The 19,691-nt window shown below is 32.1% G+C and carries 20 protein-coding genes; 6 read left to right on the top strand and 14 right to left on the bottom strand.

The window, feature by feature from the left end; translation table 11 throughout:
* Positions 1 to 43 precede the first annotated feature (43 nt).
* From FWJ34_RS06530 to FWJ34_RS06515, 4 genes are read right to left on the bottom strand one after another with little or no spacing between them, the layout of a single operon-like run.
* Positions 44 to 1,132, bottom strand: coding sequence for a glycosyltransferase family 2 protein (locus FWJ34_RS06530; RefSeq protein WP_308254519.1), 1,089 nt, complete (start codon positions 1,130 to 1,132; stop codon positions 44 to 46).
* Positions 1,125 to 2,231: a DegT/DnrJ/EryC1/StrS family aminotransferase gene (locus tag FWJ34_RS06525; protein ID WP_308254518.1), complete on the bottom strand. Its 1,107-nt coding sequence runs from the start codon at positions 2,229 to 2,231 to the stop codon at positions 1,125 to 1,127. The genes FWJ34_RS06530 and FWJ34_RS06525 overlap by 8 nt, the downstream gene beginning before the upstream one ends.
* Positions 2,221 to 2,640, bottom strand: a complete 420-nt coding sequence (locus FWJ34_RS06520) for an FdtA/QdtA family cupin domain-containing protein (RefSeq protein WP_308254517.1) — start codon at positions 2,638 to 2,640, stop codon at positions 2,221 to 2,223. The genes FWJ34_RS06525 and FWJ34_RS06520 overlap by 11 nt, the downstream gene beginning before the upstream one ends.
* Positions 2,641 to 2,651: 11 nt before the next feature.
* Positions 2,652 to 3,488, bottom strand: coding sequence for a 3-keto-5-aminohexanoate cleavage protein (locus FWJ34_RS06515; RefSeq protein WP_308254516.1), 837 nt, complete (start codon positions 3,486 to 3,488; stop codon positions 2,652 to 2,654).
* A 60-nt stretch (positions 3,489 to 3,548) separates the two neighbouring features.
* Here FWJ34_RS06515 and FWJ34_RS06510 point away from each other — a divergent pair, with 60 nt between their 5' ends.
* The gene (locus tag FWJ34_RS06510; RefSeq protein WP_308254515.1) at positions 3,549 to 4,214 is read left to right on the top strand and encodes an acetyltransferase; all 666 of its coding nucleotides are present in this window, start codon (positions 3,549 to 3,551) and stop codon (positions 4,212 to 4,214) included.
* A gap of 109 nt (positions 4,215 to 4,323) precedes the next feature.
* Here FWJ34_RS06510 and FWJ34_RS06505 read toward each other — a convergent pair whose 3' ends face one another.
* From FWJ34_RS06505 to FWJ34_RS06470, 8 genes are all read right to left on the bottom strand, one after another.
* Complete coding sequence (locus FWJ34_RS06505; RefSeq protein ID WP_308254514.1) at positions 4,324 to 5,238, bottom strand: IS5 family transposase; 915 nt, start codon at positions 5,236 to 5,238, stop codon at positions 4,324 to 4,326.
* Between the two features lie 134 nt (positions 5,239 to 5,372).
* The gene (locus FWJ34_RS06500; RefSeq protein WP_308254513.1) at positions 5,373 to 6,059 is read right to left on the bottom strand and encodes a glycosyltransferase domain-containing protein; all 687 of its coding nucleotides are present in this window, start codon (positions 6,057 to 6,059) and stop codon (positions 5,373 to 5,375) included.
* Between the two features lie 4 nt (positions 6,060 to 6,063).
* Positions 6,064 to 6,744 carry a glycosyltransferase gene (locus FWJ34_RS06495; RefSeq protein WP_308254512.1) on the bottom strand — a complete coding sequence of 227 codons (681 nt, stop codon included), beginning with the start codon at positions 6,742 to 6,744 and terminating at the stop codon, positions 6,064 to 6,066.
* A 5-nt stretch (positions 6,745 to 6,749) separates the two neighbouring features.
* The gene (locus FWJ34_RS06490) at positions 6,750 to 7,835 is read right to left on the bottom strand and encodes a glycosyltransferase family 2 protein (RefSeq protein WP_308254511.1); all 1,086 of its coding nucleotides are present in this window, start codon (positions 7,833 to 7,835) and stop codon (positions 6,750 to 6,752) included.
* Positions 7,836 to 7,859: 24 nt separating this feature from the next.
* Positions 7,860 to 8,924, bottom strand: coding sequence for a hypothetical protein (locus tag FWJ34_RS06485; RefSeq protein ID WP_308254510.1), 1,065 nt, complete (start codon positions 8,922 to 8,924; stop codon positions 7,860 to 7,862).
* Positions 8,917 to 9,342: a PqqD family protein gene (locus FWJ34_RS06480; RefSeq protein WP_308254509.1), complete on the bottom strand. Its 426-nt coding sequence runs from the start codon at positions 9,340 to 9,342 to the stop codon at positions 8,917 to 8,919. The genes FWJ34_RS06485 and FWJ34_RS06480 overlap by 8 nt, the downstream gene beginning before the upstream one ends.
* A gap of 202 nt (positions 9,343 to 9,544) precedes the next feature.
* On the bottom strand, positions 9,545 to 9,820 hold the full coding sequence (locus FWJ34_RS06475; RefSeq protein ID WP_308254508.1) for a hypothetical protein: 276 nt from the start codon (positions 9,818 to 9,820) through the stop codon (positions 9,545 to 9,547).
* A gap of 102 nt (positions 9,821 to 9,922) precedes the next feature.
* A complete protein-coding gene (locus tag FWJ34_RS06470; RefSeq protein ID WP_308254507.1) occupies positions 9,923 to 10,912 on the bottom strand; it encodes a Gfo/Idh/MocA family oxidoreductase in 990 nt (329 codons plus the stop codon).
* Positions 10,913 to 11,241: 329 nt separating this feature from the next.
* On the opposite strand from FWJ34_RS06470, the gene FWJ34_RS06465 reads away from it, so the two are divergent.
* Entirely contained in the window at positions 11,242 to 11,535 is a 294-nt protein-coding gene (locus FWJ34_RS06465; protein WP_308254506.1) for a ferredoxin, read from the top strand.
* A gap of 131 nt (positions 11,536 to 11,666) precedes the next feature.
* Positions 11,667 to 12,164: an HNH endonuclease gene (locus FWJ34_RS06460; protein ID WP_308254505.1), complete on the top strand. Its 498-nt coding sequence runs from the start codon at positions 11,667 to 11,669 to the stop codon at positions 12,162 to 12,164.
* 191 nt (positions 12,165 to 12,355) lie between these two features.
* Here the strand turns inward: FWJ34_RS06460 and FWJ34_RS06455 are convergent, their stop codons facing one another.
* Together FWJ34_RS06455 and FWJ34_RS06450 are read right to left on the bottom strand one after the other, a co-directional pair.
* Complete coding sequence (locus FWJ34_RS06455) at positions 12,356 to 14,566, bottom strand: hypothetical protein (RefSeq protein WP_308254504.1); 2,211 nt, start codon at positions 14,564 to 14,566, stop codon at positions 12,356 to 12,358.
* A gap of 119 nt (positions 14,567 to 14,685) precedes the next feature.
* On the bottom strand, positions 14,686 to 15,519 hold the full coding sequence (locus tag FWJ34_RS06450; protein ID WP_308254503.1) for an urease accessory protein UreD: 834 nt from the start codon (positions 15,517 to 15,519) through the stop codon (positions 14,686 to 14,688).
* Positions 15,520 to 15,877: 358 nt separating this feature from the next.
* Here FWJ34_RS06450 and FWJ34_RS06445 point away from each other — a divergent pair, with 358 nt between their 5' ends.
* The 3 genes from FWJ34_RS06445 (at position 15,878) to fni (ending at position 19,228) form a co-directional block, all read left to right on the top strand.
* Complete coding sequence (locus FWJ34_RS06445) at positions 15,878 to 17,284, top strand: collagen-like protein (protein WP_308254502.1); 1,407 nt, start codon at positions 15,878 to 15,880, stop codon at positions 17,282 to 17,284.
* A 259-nt stretch (positions 17,285 to 17,543) separates the two neighbouring features.
* Positions 17,544 to 17,912 (top strand): cyclic nucleotide-binding domain-containing protein, encoded by a 369-nt coding sequence (locus FWJ34_RS06440; protein WP_308254501.1) that lies wholly within the window; start codon positions 17,544 to 17,546, stop codon positions 17,910 to 17,912.
* A gap of 260 nt (positions 17,913 to 18,172) precedes the next feature.
* Positions 18,173 to 19,228 (top strand): type 2 isopentenyl-diphosphate Delta-isomerase, encoded by a 1,056-nt coding sequence (gene fni, locus FWJ34_RS06435; protein WP_308254500.1) that lies wholly within the window; start codon positions 18,173 to 18,175, stop codon positions 19,226 to 19,228.
* Positions 19,229 to 19,691 lie beyond the last annotated feature (463 nt).

Raw genomic sequence — 19,691 nt, 5'->3', positions numbered from 1 at the left:
ATGAGCAACGATGCTCAATTTCTTCATTTTAAATTCTCAATTTTCAATTCTTATATCTACGCCATAAATTTTTGATGAAGGTGGGGAATAGGGATTTAATTTTTTGAGTATTAGAAAAAATTTGCTTATAATTCCAGAAATCAATTTTTTTGGTTAATTCGTATAATTTAGGAAGATCAAAATTATATTCAGATTTAGCTACTTTGAGTATCGATTCATCTTGAAGAAGACAAAATAGATTTTCTAATCCAATAATTTGTATATAAGATTCTCTATGAAGTAAATAAATAAAAGATTTTTCTAATTCATAATGTATATTACTTGAAAAGTTGTTGAGTCTAATTTCATTGACAAAAACTTGCTTAAATAAATCCATCGGAAAATCATCAAAAAAAGTCTTATGTATTTGATAGTGTTCAAAAATCATTCGACTACCTCTCCCATTGTCTGAATTACTTAGATTATTATTATTCGCTCTAATACGATATTTTAGTAATTTTTCTGGTAACAAACAAATATCATATTTTTTGGCTAATTTTATCCACATATCTAAATCTTGTGACTGAATAGAAGTTAAGCAGTAAAGCCCACTTTCTATTAGTAACTGTTTCTCTATTAACCCGCTTGGACTGTTAATATAATTGAAGTTGAAAAAAAAATGTCTTAAAGTTGAAAAACGACTACGAGGAGGTTGATTAAAAATTATAGTATTGTAATATGTTTTGGTAATTATATTACTATTATCATCGATAATATCAACCCAAGAAAAAACTATTTTTGCTCCTGTTTCTTGAATAAATTGCATTTGTTTTTCTAAGCGATAAGGATAACAAACATCATCCCCAGACATATTAGCGATATACTTACCTCTTGCATTTAAGATAGCCGTATTACAAGCACTACTAGTTCCTTGATTTTCTTGATATATATACTTAATTTTAGGATTATTTTCTTTTTCTAAAATCCTTTTAATAATTGAATCTGTTTCGTCTGTAGAGCCATCATTAACGATAATTAATTCATAATCTTGAAAAGTTTGTGACAAAACACTATATATTGCTTCTTCAATATATTTTTCGTGATTATAGGTAATTAAACGTACGGAAACTAGAGGATTTTCTGAATTATTCATAATTAATAATATTACGAATTGTTTGAGTGACAATATTTAATTGTTGTTCTAATAAATGAGGATATATTGGTAAACTGAGAACTTTTTTGGCAATTTTTTCTGTTATGGGAAAACTCGCTTTTTTATATTCCTGTTGATAAGCCGAAGATAAATGGGGCGGAATAGGATAATGAATTAATGTACCAATTCCTGACTCAGCTAACTTTTTTTGTAAATAATCTCTATGACTATATCTAATAACAAATAAATGCCAAACTGGTTCGGTATCTTCAATAATATTAGGTAATTGTAAGTTTTTTATATGTTTAAGATTTTCTAAATAATAGTTAGCAATTTTTTGTCTTTTTTTATTCCATTCATCTAATTTCGCTAGTTTAATTCTTAAAAAAGCCGATTGCAATTCATCTAAACGAGAATTAAAACCTTTTACCTCATTAAAATATTTTTTTTCAGATCCATAATTGCGCAATAATTTAACTTTATGAGCAATGTCAGGATCATTTGTTACAATAGCACCAGCATCACTAAAAGCCCCCAAATTTTTAGTAGGATAAAAACTAAAACCTGCCGCATCCCCTAAACTACCAACTGATTTTTCTCTATATTTTGCACCTTGGGCTTGAGCTGCATCTTCAATTACTTTTAAATTATACTTAGATGCGATGGCATTTATTTTTTCCATAGCCACAGGTTGCCCGTATAAATGTACAACTAAAATAGCTTTGGTTTTTTCGGTAATTGCTTCCTCAATTAAATCAGGATTAATATTATAAGTAGTTTCATCAGGTTCAATGGAAATTAATTTTGCACCCACATAAGATACGGCTAACCAAGTCGCAATATAAGTGTTAGCGGGTACAATAACCTCATCATTTTTTCCTATATTTAATGCTTTTAAAATTAAGTGCAAAGCATCTAAACCACTACCAACACCCACACAATATTTAACATTACAATAATTAGCAAATTCCGTTTCAAAGGCTTCTAATTCTTCTCCTAATAAATATCTACCAGATTCCATGACTCGATGATAAGCTTGATCCAATTCTTCTTTTAGTTCAAGATAAGTTGCTTTAAGATCAAGAAAACTAATGTTCATTTTTTTTGTTAATTAATGTTATAAAATCTTCATAATTATGGATATAATCTGATTCATCATACAATGCAGATGCTAAGACTAAACACACAGTATTTGAACTAAAATTATCAATTTTTACCCAAGTTAAAGAAGGTATATATAAACCAATAAAAGGAGAATTTAGTTGATATTGTGCGTTGTTTTGTCCATTATTAATAGTAACATGAAAACTACCCGATAAAGAGATTAAAACTTCTTGTAACTTTTTATGAGCGTGATTAGCCCGAATGACATTTTCAGAAATATCATATAAATAAAAAACTCTTTTAATGGTAAAAGGTATATGTTTATTATTTTCTATAAAAGTTAAATTACCACGATAATCTGTTATTTTGGGAAAGGTAATTAAATGACATTTATTATTAAGCATAAAAATTATTTTTAAATTAACTTTAAATAAGTTCTAAGTTCTTTTGGACTTATAATTTCTTTACCCATTAACCTAATTATCTTAATAATACGTTCCATCATAGATTGATTTGTTGCTAATTCAGTTCTTTCTTCATCAAACCAAATATTATCTTCTAAGCCAACCCGAACTCCTCCACCTTGAGAAATTGCCATTAAATTAGCTGATAATTGAGCATTGCCAATACCTCCAACAGTCCAAATAGAATCTGACGGTAATTCTTTTATTATCATGCCTAAATGAAGTAAATTTGCTTGGGCTGAGGCGATATTTCCTAAGATAATATTAAAGTAATAAGGAGCTAATAAATAACCTTTTTTAATTAGATAATGTGCATAATTAACCATACCCACATCAAAAATTTCTAACTCTGGTTTAATGCCATTATTTTGCATTTTTTCAGCTAAACGAATAATGGTATCTGGAGAATTAAGACTTGCGGTTTTAGTAAAATTTAGAGAACTTAAAGTTAAAGAAGCCATGTCAGGACGTAAATCTCCTGTTAAACTTAAAACTTGAGAACGACTCTCAAAGTTGGGATCTTTTCTCCCACTACAAGAAACACAAATAACCATCTCAGGAACTTTTTCCCTAATAGCTTCTATGTATTGAACATATCTTTGTGAGTCTCCTGTTTGTTCTTGATTTTCGTCTCGTGCATGTACATGAACACAACTTAAGCCGAATTTAGCACAATTATAAACATCCAAAGCAACTTCTTTCGGAGTAATCGGAACATGAGATGTCATATTATTATTAGGGATTACTCCTGTAGGAGCTAAATTAATAATTATTTTATTTGTCTCCATTAAGTTATATTATATAGTTATAGTAAATATAAATTGTGTTCTAAAATAATCGTGACATCAATGACTGTTACATCAGATAGTAAATGTGTTTTATATGGTATTGGTTCAAGTTATGTATTTGAAGCTATAGAAATTGCCCAACGTACTAACATTAAAATTATAGCTTCTATTGATAACTTAAAAACAGTTAAAAACCCAAATCTACCCAACATTTTAACTCCGGAAGAAATAACTCCAGAACTTTTGAAAATTCCTGTAACCATTCCTTTAATTACCCCTAGTTATCGTCAACTTCTCGAAGAAGAAATAAGACAATTAGGGTTTCTTAAATTTGCCACATTTATTGATAGTACGGCAATTATTGCATTGTCCGCATTTTTTGGGGAAGGAGTGCATATTAATGCCGGTTCAGTAATTGGTGCTAATTGCAACTTTGGCAAACAAGTTTTAGTTAATCGAAGTGTATCTATTGGACATGATATAATTATTAAAGATTATGTAACTTTTGGTCCGGGATGTATTATTTGTGGTCATTGTACGATCAAATCGGGTAGTTTTATTGGTGCAGGTTCAACTATACTGCCAAAAGTAACTATTGGGAGTAACTCAGTTATCGGTGCTGGAGCAGTGGTAACTATAGATGTCCCCGATAATTGTATTGTAGTAGGAAATCCCGCCAAAATTATCAAAGAAGGAATACTTGGATATAATCAAGTTGGTGTTTAAGTTTTAGTCTCGGCAGATTGGTTAGAAGTTAAAGTGGCTTTGTTGCATGAATCAAAAAACGAACAATTTTTCAGAGGAACGATCGCGATGACCCTATCATTATGAGTTGTTAAACTATATAGCTATCTGGTTTGGCAATTTGGATCATTTTATTCAACAACAGACATTTCACAAACAATTCTACAGCCTGATTGTCAAAATCTCTGCTACTTAGTTTTCCGCCAAAGATTGTCTTTAGCCTAAACATTGTAGTTTCACTGATTGAACGTCGATGATAACCACTTTCTTCCTTCCATTCTTTTCTACCTATTTCCTCAATTCTTTCGATATTTCTATTCCTGTCTCCATCTATGTTTGACCACTTTTGAGCCTTGTTTTGTGGTGGAATTGTCGCCATTGCCCCTCTCTGGGCGATCGCCCGATAACATTTTCTTTGATCATCAGCCCCATCCCCTGAAACTTGCTCAATGTCACCTTCTACCGCTTCTAATAAACTTTCTAGTACATCGCCGTCATGGCAATTATTTGTCGTTACTTCGGCTACTAAAATTTCACCTGTTTTTTCATCTACGGCTAAATGTAATTTACGCCATGTTCTTATTTGACTTACACCGTGTTGTCTGGTTTTCCATTCACCTTCACCATAGACTTTTACCCCTGTGGAATCTACTACCAGATGACGAGGTTCATCCCTTTTGTTCACTGGTAGAACTACATCGAGATTTTTCGCCCTAGGAGACACCGTAGTATGGTCTGGCACTGGCAAATCAATCCCCACCTCAACAAATAATGATTCTAAAAAACCTTCCGTTTGTCTCCCTGCTAAACTAAATAAAGACTTCACCATCACAAAAGTTAATATTGCTTGATCTGAGAAATAATTATCAGCTCCTCTAGTTCCTGATTTTTCTGTTAAAATCCAGTTAGATAAGACTTCTTCAGAAAGCCAAAATGTCAGACTTCCTCTTTGTTTTAGTCCTTGATCATATTCTGACCAATTTCTTAGATGGTATTTTTGTTTCATCTTCTGACGGTGGCTATGGAAAAACAATACCTAATTTGATCTCAAATACTCTCCACAAGCGATTCATGCAACAAAGCCCTTATTACTCATTACTCATTACTCATTACTCCTTACTCATTACTCCCCCTTACCAGTCAATTTTCGGGTAGGTGCAAGATCTGAGTTTTATAATACTGATTATCATAAATTGTTCCTTCTAATTTGTCATAATCAAATCCTAATTGCCAACAACAATAATTAAAACTTAACTGATCTCTTTTACTCCATTTTAAGATTTCTTGCCACCACCTTTCATTTAATTGAATAACATTTTGATGGTTATGTTTTCGCACAATTATTGTATTTTCAGTTAACCCATTATGGCGAGGATAGCCTTTATCTTGTAAATAATGTGACACTTGACGAAACATGAGTATTGGATCATCTTTTTTTAATCTGGCACAAGCCGCGGCCTCATCAAAAATACAATTTCTCGATTTATGAGGAAATACAGCCCATAAATTTCCTGTTTTTATCATATTTTCACTGATTAACTCATTAACATTTCCCACTAGATCAACATTGCCATCAATCCAAATACTATAAGTAAAATCAGGAAATAATTTATGAGGATGTAACTTAAACCATTTAGCCCGTCTATTTGCATCTAATTTTTTGTATTTTGAAGGTAATACTTGAGATAAATCTAAAACATTACTTACTGCGTTTGAGTCATAATTTTCAAGATAAGCAACAAAATTTAGCAGATTATGAAGATTATTATGTCTGAGTTGGTCATAATTATCAGTGATAGCAGTATAAATTACGATTGAATTTTCCATAAGTTTAGCTAACGTAACCACGTCTTTGAAGTGAACGACGTAGGACTTTGAGTAACTCCTGTTGATAGATAGTAACTTGTGAGGATATATTATTGTTATGTATGCGTTTATTCAGAATAACTTGAGGTAGTAGATAAACATTATTATTACTATCTAGAAGGCGCATCATCCAATCGCTATCACAACCAACAGCTAGACTTGAATCAAATAATCCTATTTGTTCAAATACACAATGACGTGTTATTAAAGCACTAGGAATATAAGCAGGAGTTGGTTTAGCGAGCATTTCTGAATTATAATTCGTTGGTAATTGACACCCTTCTGAGAGAAAACGGTTCATCAATCCCACTACAGCCGTACAATCTGGGGTTTTACTAAGATAATCTAATTGCATTTTTAACTTATCTATTGTCCAATAATCATCGGCATCCAAAAAAGCAATGAAATCCCCAGAAGCCGCTTTTACCCCTTGATTGCGAGCTTCACCAAGTCCAGATTTGGGTAATTGAATTATTTTGACATCTGGATAATTACTAGCAATAGCCACACTAGAATCTTCAGAATTATCATCAACAACTAAAATTTCTAAGGATGAGACATTTTGAGCAAGAATACTTTCCATTGCACGACGGATAAAACCTGCACTATTGCACATCTGAAAAATAACACTAATAGTTAAGTTCATCGTTATTAAATATTCTCCTGTCTTGATTCAGAAACAAAGTAAAACATGGATATAAGCTGATTTAAGTGGAGGTTTTCAGGTATAAATTGCTGTAAATATTTGAGCATTTCTATTGTTTCATTAGGATAGTGTAAAGGTGTAAGAGTAAAAACAGCTTCATTATCAGCAACAGGTAAAGTTAGATCTGGTTGACGCATTAAAGCACGCCCCCAAGTACCCAAAAAGGCTAAATTTTCATACCTTGAGATTAAGTGTAGCCAATAATACCAGCGTTCGTAATGTTCATCAATAAAATCAACAGGATTATTTGGGGGATGAACTATTAGTCGTGGTAAAGAAAAATTAGGTAAATTGCGAGGATCGTTTTCGTTTTTTGTGTGAATAGCTGTTACACCAAAGCCGATATTACGAACCAAGTTTACTCTGGGAATAGCACAAAGTCCACCATGTAAGACACAAATTAATAACCATTGCATATCCCATGAATTAACGGATCTTCGGAGTAAAAAATTAAAACGCCAAGATAAATGTCCAATTTGTTCGGGATTTACTAAATTTTTCTTAAGTTTTACCTCAATGTCCCAATCTTGATAACGTTTTAAGGAAAAGTCATAAAATTGCCAAGCTCTTCTCCAAGTAGCCCACCCCCAAATACTCCCATAACGAGTAAAAAAATAATGAGCATTATCTGGAGTAGGCCAAGTTCCCAAACCATTATAGCCACTAATCATCATCACTTGACTATCGTCTCGGTAACGTTGTAACAATTCCTCACAATAGGGAAAAAAACTTAAATCGGGTAAAGTATCCTCTTCGAGAATAATTGCTTCCTCTACTTGCTCAAAAGCCCAATTAAGCCCCGAAACAATGCGACGCGGACAACCAAGATTAACTGCACTAAAGTTATATTGTACATTGTAAGGCCAGTTAACGACAGAAACCACGTCACGAGCAGCAGTACATAATGATTGATCTTCAGGATGCTCTAATCTAGGTCCATCCGCAATAATAAAAAGATGTTCTGGAAGTATTCGAAGAATAGTGTCAAATACTTGTGCTGTCAGTTGAGGACGATTGAAAATACACAACACAATTGGGGTTTTAAATGACAATTATTAACCCTCCAAGATAGAGCGAATAACTACTGGAATGCTGTCAAGATTTTTTCCTAAATTCACCTGGTAACAAGGAACAGTACGGGTAAGTTCAGCAATAGCACTCAGACTTAGGGATAGATTACCGATCGCAATTGAAAGTACACGGTGGGTACTAGGTGCTAAAACAGTAAATGCAGTAGCTGGAGTAATGGGTTTAAATTCAGTGTGATCATTTTCACCAATATTTAAGAGTATCAAAGCATGAATAGGCAAACTCAAACTAAGATATTGTTGGTATGAAGGATAAAGACAATGAACAGCACGTAGGCGATCGCTTGTTTCCATCGCTACAGGTTGGGTAGAAAGATACTGAGCACCCAAAGCGTTAACTTTCGCCGAATTATAAAGACTATGAACTTTATGCTGTCCTTGAGAATCAAATAAAACAATGTCATCACTCAAATAGTCAAATCCTGCTTGTAAACAGAGTAAAGAAGTAGTTGATTTACCAGCCCCCCCATTACCTATTAACAAAGCGGCTTTTCCCTGATAACCAACAGCCCCAGCGTGCAGTCCATGAAAACCATAACCTGCCAACCACCAAAGTAAAGTAGAACGTAAAGGAGTAGCATAGCGATCAAGCGGATAGTCAGAGAGTGAATTTACCCATAGAAACCCTTGCTTTCTATCTGAGGCTGTTAAATAATTAGGCAACCCCTCGGCAGCAATTCTCCACTTCTGTTCTGGATCTATAAATCTTGTCCGTCTAGTTAATTTAAGTTCTGGTTTTGCTGTCTTAGTCGAATAACTATCCCAAATATAGATTGTGAAATCAGCGGAATTTTCCTGATCTAAAACTAGATGATGATTCAAAGCCGAAGTTACCACTTCAATTAGTCTATTACCTACAAAACAAAACTTGACATTTTTACCACAAATTCTTAAGTAACGTACATAAAGATTAGTTTTCTTAATAGCTTGATTGAAGGATGAAAGCATTACTTTTTCAACATCAGACCAAATAGGATAATCATTTTTATTGAGAGGAATCTTTCTTGTTGGTGTATGTGTCTCATTAAGCACGATTTGGCCAACCTTCTTCATTAACATCATGGATGGGATCAATCAGAAGTAAATCTTGCATATCAGTAAATTTGTTTAATTTAGGCGTTACATAAAGTATTTTTGATTCTAATAGTTCTTGATTCTCAGAGTTTGCATCAGGTTTTTTCAAGGGAATAATTAAATTATTATCTAGTAAATCTTGAAGAAAAAATTTGACATCTTTGAGAATTTGGTTGATATCGGCTTCTCGATTCTGAAATAAATACTGCACTATTTCATTGTTATTGTTGTTTTTAGCAATTAAATACCAAATTTGCGAACCAGTCTCTTTAAGACTAAAATAAGAACCGGTTAAGGTGTCAATTATTATAATTTCGTTATTAACATTTTCATAAATAATTCTTGGACAATTTATAGAATAATATTCTGGGCTCATTGTCTTAATTAATCCTTAATTTGTTTTTAATCATTATATAGTGCTAGACAGAATACAGGCAAAAGTAATAATCTTATGTTACCTGTTACCTTGTATCCTCCCTTCCAAAGTATAATGATTTTTTCCGAAAGTCTAATTAAAATGCTCAAAAAATGTAATTTGTTTTTTTTGACAAGAGAAAAGGATTCTGCTATCATGTTACTCAACTATCAACCATATACTTATAGTATAAAGCACTACGGGCTAGATAAAGAATTCTGATGCTATCATCTTTGTTTGTAAAGATTTGTCGATGAAGTAGTATAGGAAACTCTACTCCTTTCAACCACACTAATTGCGGACTCTTTTCAGACCATTCTAGTTCATCAATCCTGATAAAATGCTCCTGTTTTTTCTCTTGTTCACTTATGGCTACTGTTCGATTATTTTTTAATGCCATAATAAAATGTTTGCCCAATTTGATTCGGATAAAATCCATATTTTTCTTTGATACAAACCAACTATCTGTCAATACATACTTATACTTCAATTCATTCTGTTGACAAATGATTAATTGTTTCCTTAATAATTCAAACGTCAGTTATAGTTTAATTATTTGTTGATTTTTATAAGATTGTAATGTTGCCCCTGCTACTTTTAAGCTATAAGCACTGGCAGTATTTTTGATATATAAAGGTTTTCCAGTGGTTAAATGTTCTAACACTATTTGTGTATCTAGAGTAAATAATCCCCTACGACTACCAACTTCTATGGTTATTTCTTCTTCCCCCCTAATAATTTTCCCTTTTTCTCCTTCAAATAATATTGTACCTTCATCCCCATAAATTTCTAAAGTACGATCGCTAGTTTTAAACTTTTCTCCTTTACCATAAGTTAAATTAACCATCATCTCATTCTTAAATGATAACTGTGCTTGACACCAACAAGAAGAAAAATAACCAGTTTCAGAGGCATCCCAAAAACGAGCGTTACAGTTAACCGAATCTACCTCGCCGAATAAATCTGTAAAACGATTAATGCGAGAAACAGCTGCTATAAAAGGAAAACCGTAATAATCATAATTATAAGTCCAATGGGGGATAACTTTAGTTTTGGATAAAATAGTACTATAACGAGCTAAAAAAGGTGTGCCAATGTCGGATAAATGTTTTTTCAGGGCTTGATGTACTCCGCCTAAAAGTTCGATATGTTCTATATGAAGTAACTTTTGTTTTTGTTGTGCTAAATCAATTAAATCCCCCGCTTCTAAGGGATTAACCGTTAACGGATACTCTACAATAACGTGTTTATCGGCTAATAAGGCCGCTTTGACTATTGAACCATGATCTCGATTAACATTACAAATACAGATTAAATCAAGACTAGAATCATTGACTAACTCTTGCCAACTACCCACAAAATTAACTTTATAGGTATCACAAAAACTCTGAGTATTTTCGACACTATTACCTACCACTGCCATTAATTCACTCAAAGAAGAATCTTGAAAAGCCTCCGCCCGTCTTTGTGCTGCATATCCAGTACCGACTAATCCTACTTTAATAATTTTAGCTTCTAAACCATCATTCATGATTAATTCTCCTTGGGTTAACTAATTTAATCATATAACCTAAGCATAAGTAATTTTAATCACTATAATTAAAGATTTTTGTTGGTTAAATTTCAGAAATAATGGCTAAATCCTTTGAAGATAAATAGATATAAAAAATATAAATATTTTCTCTCATCTCATTTGAGCCTTTCTTATAATATAATATTAACTTATCAAAATAAAGCAAAACAATTTCATTTCTAATGTGTAAAGCATTATTGCCATTTATACTTTAATATTCGTATTAGACTTGCTTAAATAGTAAGAAATAGTTTTTTGAATAAATTATTAATTGAAGGAAACAAAACATGGCAACCTATAACGTAACTTTAGTAACCGAAGACGGCGAAAAAACTATCGAAGTTCCTGATGACGAGTATATCCTTGACGTTGCAGAAGAACAAGGTCTTGACTTACCTTACTCTTGTCGTGCTGGTGCTTGTTCTACCTGTGCAGGTAAAATCGTTTCTGGTACTGTAGATCAATCAGATCAATCTTTCTTAGATGATGATCAAATTGAAGCGGGATATGTACTCACTTGTGTAGCTTATCCTACTTCTGACGTTAAAATCGAAACTCATAAAGAAGAAGAGTTATATTAATTAGCTTTTTTTCGGTATCTTTGGTGTAAGGTTGTTGTAAAATGACACTCTTGCACCATTAATTTTTATCAGTGTTCATTTTTAATAATTTGTGTTAGCATCAACAATAAATCTTTAAAAGTAACACGTTTATGGGTAAGGTTTTAGTCTTAAATGCTTCCTATGAACCGCTCAATATTACTAACTGGAAAAGAGCGGTAGTATTATTAATGAAAGGCAAAGCAGAACAGTTAGAACATGAAGACATTTTTCTTTATCCTACTTTTCCATTACCATCTGTTATTCGGTTACGTCATTATGTAAAAGTACCTTATAAAGATATTCCCCTCACTCGCAAAAATATTTTTGAAAGAGACAAAAATACTTGTCAGTATTGTAGTTATAAAGGGGATCAACTGACCATAGATCATGTTACACCTCGATCTCGTGGTGGTGCTGATACTTGGGAAAATTTAGTGGCGGCTTGTGTTCGTTGTAATATAAAAAAAGGGAATCGAACACCCAAAGAAGCTCAAATGACTTTACATAAACAACCGAGAAAACCTTATAGTAGTCTTCATTTTGAAATTGCCAAATGTACTAAGGATAATCATAATCATGAATGGCGTAAATATGTAATTGGTATTTGAGGAATTATGAGGCAAGATGCCTATTCTACAACTATCAACTATTAGGCATCTCCAAAAATTTAAAATACCATTAATTCTAATTATTGGTAAATTGAAGTTATGTTTTTAATGATCCCTAATTGAAAATTATAATTCATAGTGAATGTCAATTACTTTCTCACTATTAACACATAGATAAAATCAACATCGGTTTAAGTTATAACGATAAAACCAAGAAAATTAAGGTTATAGGCTTCTATTCTATTAATTGCTTGTATCAATAAACTTAAAGGTGTTTCTTCTATTTTAACGACAAAAACAATACCTTGAGTTTTTTCTGCCAGTAAACTAGGATCATAAGATTCCAAGAAGAAAGAACTATTATATAGGATTACGCTATAATCTTTAGCAATAGATTGAATCAATGATTGAGTTTCTTCTGCACTAATACTAAAGGGTAAATCAGAATCATCCCCTCCAGCACCGAGAATGGAGACATTTTTTTCAGTAGCTATTTCAGAAAGAAAAGAGTCTTGAATCATCGGAAATTCTAATAAATCTCTTAATCCTTTTTCTTGAGTAGAATGCTCAAAATATTTGTGAACTTCTGGTTTTGTAATATTTGCATCAATTAATAATACTTTTTCTCCAATATTACCGGCAGTTTTCGCTAAGTTAGCTGTAATATAGGCTTGATCGTCTTCTGGATTTAATGAAGAAACTAAGATATTTTTTTTCTGACTTTGGGGTAACTTAAAATGAAGTTCTGTATAGATATTTCCTAAAGAAATTTGAGAAACAGGTGTACTTTCTTTAATAGAATCATCTATATCAAAAAAGTTTTGAGATTCAAATTTCGATTTTTGATTTTTTTCAGTATTCATTTCTACTGTCCCTAAAATTGGTAAACCAAAAGAGTATTCTAAATCACTGACTTCATATACAATATCTCGTCTTTTTTCGATAGCGATAGAGACTATCATTCCTACAAAAAAACCACCACCAATACCGATAATTAATTTGTTGGTAGGATTTGGTCGAAAACCTTCTAAATTTCCTTTTTTGTCTATGGGAATTTGTGGTTGTGAAAGTAATTGCCAAGGAATTTGTTTTTGAGCCATCTCTACGGTAAGGGTTTCTCGTTGAGCGGTGAGTTGATTAAGAATAGATGTATCGAGTTCAATTTGTCGAGCTAACTCATTATATTGTTGAATAACACCGGGTATAATCTCTAAATTTTTAGTAGTTTGAGCTATATTTTCTATTAAAGATTTTTGGCGAGAAGAAAGAATATCGATTTGATTTTGAGTGTCAATTAATTGTTGCATTAAAGCTAAACGACTTGCGTCTTGATAAGCAAAAACACGAGGATTAATATTAGGATTAACATTATTAATTATTAATATTTCATCACTTTTTTGATTAAGTAAATTATTGATATTTTGTCGTTGTTCTTTTAAAGTTAGAAGACTAGGATGATTTGGTGTTAATTTTGCTGAACTTAAGGCAATTTGAGATTCTACATCTTGTAATTGAGTTAATAATTGTTGTCTTTGTGGCTCTTGACTTAAAGTCGGTGCAATTAAAGATTCTTCTGAGGATAAACCTATATCTCTTTTGATATTATTCGATAATATATTTAATTCTTTTAATTGAGATTGTACTCCCAATAATTCTTTTTCTAAATCAGCATTAAGTTGAAAAACGATCTCCCCTTTGATTTGAGGGTTAACCAGTTTATTATCTAGTTGAAGTTGTAGTTGTTGATTTTGCAAATTATTGATTCTATTTTTGATTTTAGGTAGTTGATCATTGATAAATTTTATCCCGGAATTTAAACTCTTTTCTCTCTCAGTTTTACTATATTCTAAATATACATTTACCATCTCATTTAAAACGAAAAGCACAAAATTAGGATCATATCCTTTATACATAACCGAAATAATTTTAGTGTTATCTAATCTACTATCTCCTTGTTTTGCTTGTTCTACTATTAAATCTTTTCTAAAAGTCTCTTGTAAAAATCCTTTACGAATACTAGGATATTTATCAGTAATATTTTTAGCTACTTGATCTAAAATTTCTCTACTTTTTAATATCCTTAAAATGGTAGGATAATCAATGGTTAAAAGAGTTTCATCAACTTTTCCTCCAGTTCGGGCTAAAGTTGTCGCATCTGTTAATTTTTCAGCAGAAGTAGCTGGTTCTACTAACATTTCAAAACTACCAGGATAAATTACCCTATCTCTAGTTATGAGAGCTAAAATCGGAAAAAAAAAGGCTAAAATAAAAGCTAAAATGAGTAATTTTTTCCGTTTTAAAATATTAAAATAAAGTTTCAATTTATTTCCTTTCTTAGTTGCAGAACTTGGAGAAAAATCTTCTACTTCTTCTATAGGAAATGTCTCAGTTTCATATGCCACAGTTTTATCTAAAATTATAAATTTTTATTAAAGATTAGTTTTTTTGACATTATTATAATCTAACTATTAAAAATCATAGCACAGTGAAAAATTTTAACACATTTTTTTTCAATTCCTGATTATTGTTGCCATACTCTGGGTTTAAAGGTTGAGTTTAAGCCATATTCTCTCCTTAATAGTTGCCATATTGCTATCAAACAAGTTTTTGCTTCACTAACAGAATCTCCATGATAGCGACATAATAACCCATTCTGTAAAGTTGTTACCCCTAGTATTAGATGATGAAATTTATGGTTAATTAATTCTCTAATTTCCTTGATAAAATTATTGTGGGTATGTGTGGAAACTAAAATCAAACTGCCAACAACCGGCTTACCCGCTAAACCGTTGATTTCCGAAAAAAGTTGACTTTCTCCTTGTAATGATTGTCTATCAATCCATAGAGGTTTATTCTTATACCATATTTCAGTATAATTGAGCCATTGACCTTCCGTAAAAGTTTCTCTCCTCGCACTTCTGCCAAAACGGATTATTTCCCATCCTAACCATGTCGCATTATTTCCTAATTCTAGTTTTAATTTTTGTTGATATTGAGATTTATTAAAAACGATCGTTTCTTGGGGTAAATATTCTAAATAAGTATCATTTTCTAATTTAATCATGATGTCTTGAAAGGCTTTTTTTTCTGTATTTCGATAAATTTTAGTCGCTGCTGGGGTAGTAATAAATACTTGAGAATGAGGAAATAAATGGATATTTTGGGAGAGAATATCACCGCCAACAATTCCACCAGCAGTATGTAAAATAACGCTATGACATATTGATTCACCTTCAGGATAAAAAGCCCGTTGAATTTTAAAAGGTGCTTGATGATAAGCTGATTTTAATTTTGTTTTTCCTTGTTGATATTCATAAACTAAGTTAATTTTTCCTTGCCAACTTCCCTCAAACATTATTTTTTAGTTAATATTGCTAAAAACTTTTATCTCCCAATAAAATTCATTTCATTGCGAAGAATAAACCTTAACTAAGGTTAACTCAATTTCTACACAAAATATTCAGATTTTTTTAAATCATTGACAATGCGATCGCCTATCCTTGAAAGAGAAACAATCTGATTAAACCGCTTAAATATGGTAAAATCCTATATAGTAATCCTATCTGAGTTGTGAACTTTTTAGAGGTGTTAGCTATCAGCTTTCAGTGATCAGCTTTGACGGTATAGTAAGATTTACAGATTTATTTTTTAATCTTTAATTCTTCACCAATGATTTAGGATTGCTAAAGTATCACTTTTTATCTTTAACTATCATGGGTTGGTTTACAAAAGTTTCTCTTACAACACTATTTGTTTTCATTCCTAGTATAGTTCCTTCATTGAGTTCAAAATCGGTAATCTGCTTTTTAACGGCTTCGGCTAATCAAATAGTTAGTTTTGGACAAGAAGGCAAACAAGGTATTGACGGAAAAGATGGAGCTAGAGGTAGAGATAGTGAGGCTTTGACTATTTTTGCCGATGGTTCACCTTTAAACTTGAATTTAGCAGGACAAGAAGGATTTTTAGGGGAAAATGGAGGTAACGGCGAAAATGCTATCTGTGAGAATCAGCCCATTAATGTTAATTATAATCTGGTGGGAGCTGATGGTGGAAATGGTGGAAATGGTGGAAATGGTGGGGATGGAGGTAATGCTGGATCTTTAACTGTCTATGCAACAGATAAAAACTATTTAAAACAAATTTATATTCAAGCTAATGGTGGTGTCGGTGGAAAACCGGGGGAAGGAGGTAAGGGAGGAAAAGGTTGTCAATGCCCTCAACCCTATTGGGTAGTTGAATCTTGTTCTGGCAGACCCGGGGATCCTAACTATAGTTGTAGTACTAAAGAGTTTAGATGTTTAAACGGTGAAAATGGTAAAAATGGTAGATCGGGAAGGGTTGGCAGAGACGGCAAATTAGGTTCTCTTACCTTGATCAATACTAATCAACCTTTAGCACCCGATCGCCTTTCTGGTTCTGTAACGATGGAGGAATTGAAAAATAGGGGTTTTAATTTATCTAAAAATATATGGGAAACTCGTACTGGAGCGAAGGCTTTATTTGCGCAAAATTCCCTGATCGAGGATCAATATTTAGAATTGAAAGAAAGAGTAACAAATTCTGTAGTTTTAATTTGGAATGCACCCCAAGTATTTGCTCCCTTTAGCAACCGCACTATTACTCTAAATTTACAAGATGATCGTAGTGTAGCGATGCAAATTCCATCGGATTTATGGTTAGAAACTAATATTTTACAGAGAAATAACGTCACAGAATTATTTGTGTTCAATGCCATTAAGGAACAAGATGCCACAAAACTTAAAAGTAAAGGTTTATCAGGAGTCGGTTTAGGATTACAACTAGAATTAATCGATGAAGCCGAAAAATCTGATTTAATAAAAACTACTTTTAACATCAAATATAGTGTTTCTAATTCTTCTGAAGCCGGTTTACGTCCAGTCAGTGATTATATCTTACGTTATGAAGGGGAAATTCCCCCCGAAGCCATTCGTTATAGTAATAATCGTTATATAATAGAAATAGGGCAGTTACCAATAGAGTCTCGTCATTTAGAAGTAGGTAGAGCAGTTCAGGTACAACTAGAGATTAAACGTACCTTTGGGAATTATTCTGCTACTCAAAACATTGTAGAGAGAAATATTTTAGGTCGATTTAAGTAAAAATTCAATTTATGGAATAATTGGGGCTTAAAATTAGTTGTTTTTTTTAAACCTAAAACCTAAAATCTGAAACCTAAAAACCGAGATGTTTTTTGCAAGGTGCAAGACCAAGAGCAATATCTCAGTATGTAACAGATTCCTCGTCTCCTAGTCTTCATTTTTTTAGTTTTTTGAGCATTTTTCATTGTTAATGATTTCTTAACCCTAAATAGTTCTAAACCTGAGACAATATAGCTTAAGTAGTTTATTTAATTATTTTATGTTAGAGCCTAGCGACGTTATTGATTTGTTTTTTAATCACCTCAAAACTCGAAACTTTTCTGAGGGAGAAGTTATTTTTAGGGAAGGAGAAAAGGGAGATAAAATGTTTGCCTTGATGAAAGGTGAAGTAGAATTATGGCTAAATAATCAAGTAGTGGAGACAATTCATCAACATGATGTTTTTGGTGAAGGTGCTTTAGTACAACTAGAACATACTAGAATGACTACGGCGATCGCCAAAACTGATTGCGAATTAGCGGAATTAAATAAAGAAAGATTTTTATTTCTATTACAAGAAACGCCGTTATTTGCTCTTGAAATTGTCAGAAGTTTATCTAGTCGTTTGCGAAAAGTAAAGCTGAAATAATCAATTTAAGTCATGAAAATCTTAATTCTTAATGCAAGTTCAAGTATTTAAAAAAGTTATGTTTACGAAACTAATTGCTTTTTAAATATTATTAATAGGTGTCAAACTAACATTAAGACTATAATTTTGGTGATGAACATAAGATTGAGCGATCGCCAAACAATGTTATAATCTGATAAAATAAATGGAGAGAATAAAATAAGTAGGTAAGCACAATTAATACTGCATTTTATTTTTGGGCAACTCAAGAAGAAAAAGGAATGAAAAAAGAAGATAAGTTAAATGATACTCAGGTAAGAAAAGATGATCATATTAAAATTTGTTTAGATGAAAAAGTACAGTTTAATCAAGTAACTAATGGATTAGAAAAATATAATTTTACCCATTGTTGTTTACCCGAATTAGACTATGATGAAATTGATATTTCTACTTACTTCCTGGGCAAAAAATTAGGCTCTCCTATCTTAATTTCCTCCATGACAGGAGGCACAAAAAATGCTCAATTAATTAATCAAAGTTTAGCTATTATTGCCCAAAAATATAGTTTAGCTATGGGTATTGGTTCAGGGCGTGTTATTATTGAAAAACCAGAAGTTGCAAAAAGTTTTCAAGTGCGATCGCTTTGTCCAGATATATTATTATTAGCAAATATTGGGGCAGTACAATTAAATTATGGTTATACATGGCGAGAATGCTTAAAATTGGTAGAAATATTGGAAGCAGACACATTAATTTTACATCTGAATCCTCTACAAGAATGTATCCAACCAGAAGGAGACACTAATTTTAAAGATTTATTAGCCAAAATCGGCGTTTTATGTGAAAAAATTCCAGTGCCTGTTATCGTCAAAGAAGTCGGTAACGGTATTTCAGCGACAATGGCAGGAAAATTAATCAATATGGGGGTAAAAGCCATTGACGTAGCTGGTGCTGGTGGTACATCATGGGCAATGGTAGAAAGGGAAAGAAGCGATAATAAATTAAAGCGAGAATTGGGTAAAACTTTTGCTAATTGGGGGATTTCTACCGCCGATTGTGTAATAGACATTGCTAAAAAATACCCGGATATTCCTTTAATTGCAACTGGTGGCATTCGTAACGGTTTAGAAATTTCCAAATTATTAGCTTTAGGTGCTGATATTGTCGGTTTAGCTTATCCTTTTTTAAAAGCAGCCATGACATCTCATGAAACATTAGAAGAATTAGTAGAGTTACTCAACCTTGAAATAAAAACCGCTTTATTTTGCACTGGAAATAAAAATATAAAAGGAATACAAAGTTTACAAATTAAAGTCGATCAAACCTCCTACCCTTGAGAAAATGGGATGCTTTCTTATTGCTCAAAAATTATGATAAATTAAGCATTTTTTTGACATCACTTAATCCCACATTCCGCAGTTTCATTATGAAAGTATAAATATTTTAAGTGTAAAAGAGAATGAGAGCCGACATTTTCAGGGATTAACGTGATTGATTTTCTTTTGCTCTTATTTTTTCTGATTAATGGACTAATTTTTTCCATAACAAAATTTCACCTTTTGCAGTGAACACTTTTTATTTTTTATTTATGTTTGTTTTTTATTGGTTTTTATTAATTATCAATAATATTTGTGACAATTAGGACTAAATTGACAACTCCTCTGCCGTCATGGGAGAGGATTCAAGCTTTCACCGAATGATGCCTTTCAAAAGTGAACTTTTTACTTGGTCTTACTCTTTCTCCACAAGCTGTAGCGATATGCCAAATCCGCCAAATACCACAGACGTTTACTTGAAATT

The organism is Geminocystis sp. GBBB08 (assembly GCF_016743215.1).
Classification (GTDB): domain Bacteria; phylum Cyanobacteriota; class Cyanobacteriia; order Cyanobacteriales; family Cyanobacteriaceae; genus Geminocystis.
This window is presented reverse-complemented; position numbering and strand designations above follow the sequence as displayed.

What these genes read in the sequence shown, in the direction of transcription:
- FWJ34_RS06530 (WP_308254519.1), bottom strand. Translation starts at nt 1,132, where the DNA reads ATGAATAATTCAGAAAATCCTCTAGTTTCCGTACGTTTAATTACCTAT.
- FWJ34_RS06525 (WP_308254518.1), bottom strand. Translation starts at nt 2,231, where the DNA reads ATGAACATTAGTTTTCTTGATCTTAAAGCAACTTATCTTGAACTAAAA.
- FWJ34_RS06520 (WP_308254517.1), bottom strand. Translation starts at nt 2,640, where the DNA reads ATGCTTAATAATAAATGTCATTTAATTACCTTTCCCAAAATAACAGAT.
- FWJ34_RS06515 (WP_308254516.1), bottom strand. Translation starts at nt 3,488, where the DNA reads ATGGAGACAAATAAAATAATTATTAATTTAGCTCCTACAGGAGTAATC.
- FWJ34_RS06510 (WP_308254515.1), top strand. Translation starts at nt 3,549, where the DNA reads ATGACTGTTACATCAGATAGTAAATGTGTTTTATATGGTATTGGTTCA.
- FWJ34_RS06505 (WP_308254514.1), bottom strand. Translation starts at nt 5,238, where the DNA reads ATGAAACAAAAATACCATCTAAGAAATTGGTCAGAATATGATCAAGGA.
- FWJ34_RS06500 (WP_308254513.1), bottom strand. Translation starts at nt 6,059, where the DNA reads ATGGAAAATTCAATCGTAATTTATACTGCTATCACTGATAATTATGAC.
- FWJ34_RS06495 (WP_308254512.1), bottom strand. Translation starts at nt 6,744, where the DNA reads ATGAACTTAACTATTAGTGTTATTTTTCAGATGTGCAATAGTGCAGGT.
- FWJ34_RS06480 (WP_308254509.1), bottom strand. Translation starts at nt 9,342, where the DNA reads ATGAGCCCAGAATATTATTCTATAAATTGTCCAAGAATTATTTATGAA.
- FWJ34_RS06475 (WP_308254508.1), bottom strand. Translation starts at nt 9,820, where the DNA reads ATGGATTTTATCCGAATCAAATTGGGCAAACATTTTATTATGGCATTA.
- FWJ34_RS06470 (WP_308254507.1), bottom strand. Translation starts at nt 10,912, where the DNA reads ATGAATGATGGTTTAGAAGCTAAAATTATTAAAGTAGGATTAGTCGGT.
- FWJ34_RS06465 (WP_308254506.1), top strand. Translation starts at nt 11,242, where the DNA reads ATGGCAACCTATAACGTAACTTTAGTAACCGAAGACGGCGAAAAAACT.
- FWJ34_RS06460 (WP_308254505.1), top strand. Translation starts at nt 11,667, where the DNA reads ATGGGTAAGGTTTTAGTCTTAAATGCTTCCTATGAACCGCTCAATATT.
- FWJ34_RS06450 (WP_308254503.1), bottom strand. Translation starts at nt 15,519, where the DNA reads ATGTTTGAGGGAAGTTGGCAAGGAAAAATTAACTTAGTTTATGAATAT.
- FWJ34_RS06445 (WP_308254502.1), top strand. Translation starts at nt 15,878, where the DNA reads ATGGGTTGGTTTACAAAAGTTTCTCTTACAACACTATTTGTTTTCATT.
- FWJ34_RS06440 (WP_308254501.1), top strand. Translation starts at nt 17,544, where the DNA reads ATGTTAGAGCCTAGCGACGTTATTGATTTGTTTTTTAATCACCTCAAA.
- fni (WP_308254500.1), top strand. Translation starts at nt 18,173, where the DNA reads ATGAAAAAAGAAGATAAGTTAAATGATACTCAGGTAAGAAAAGATGAT.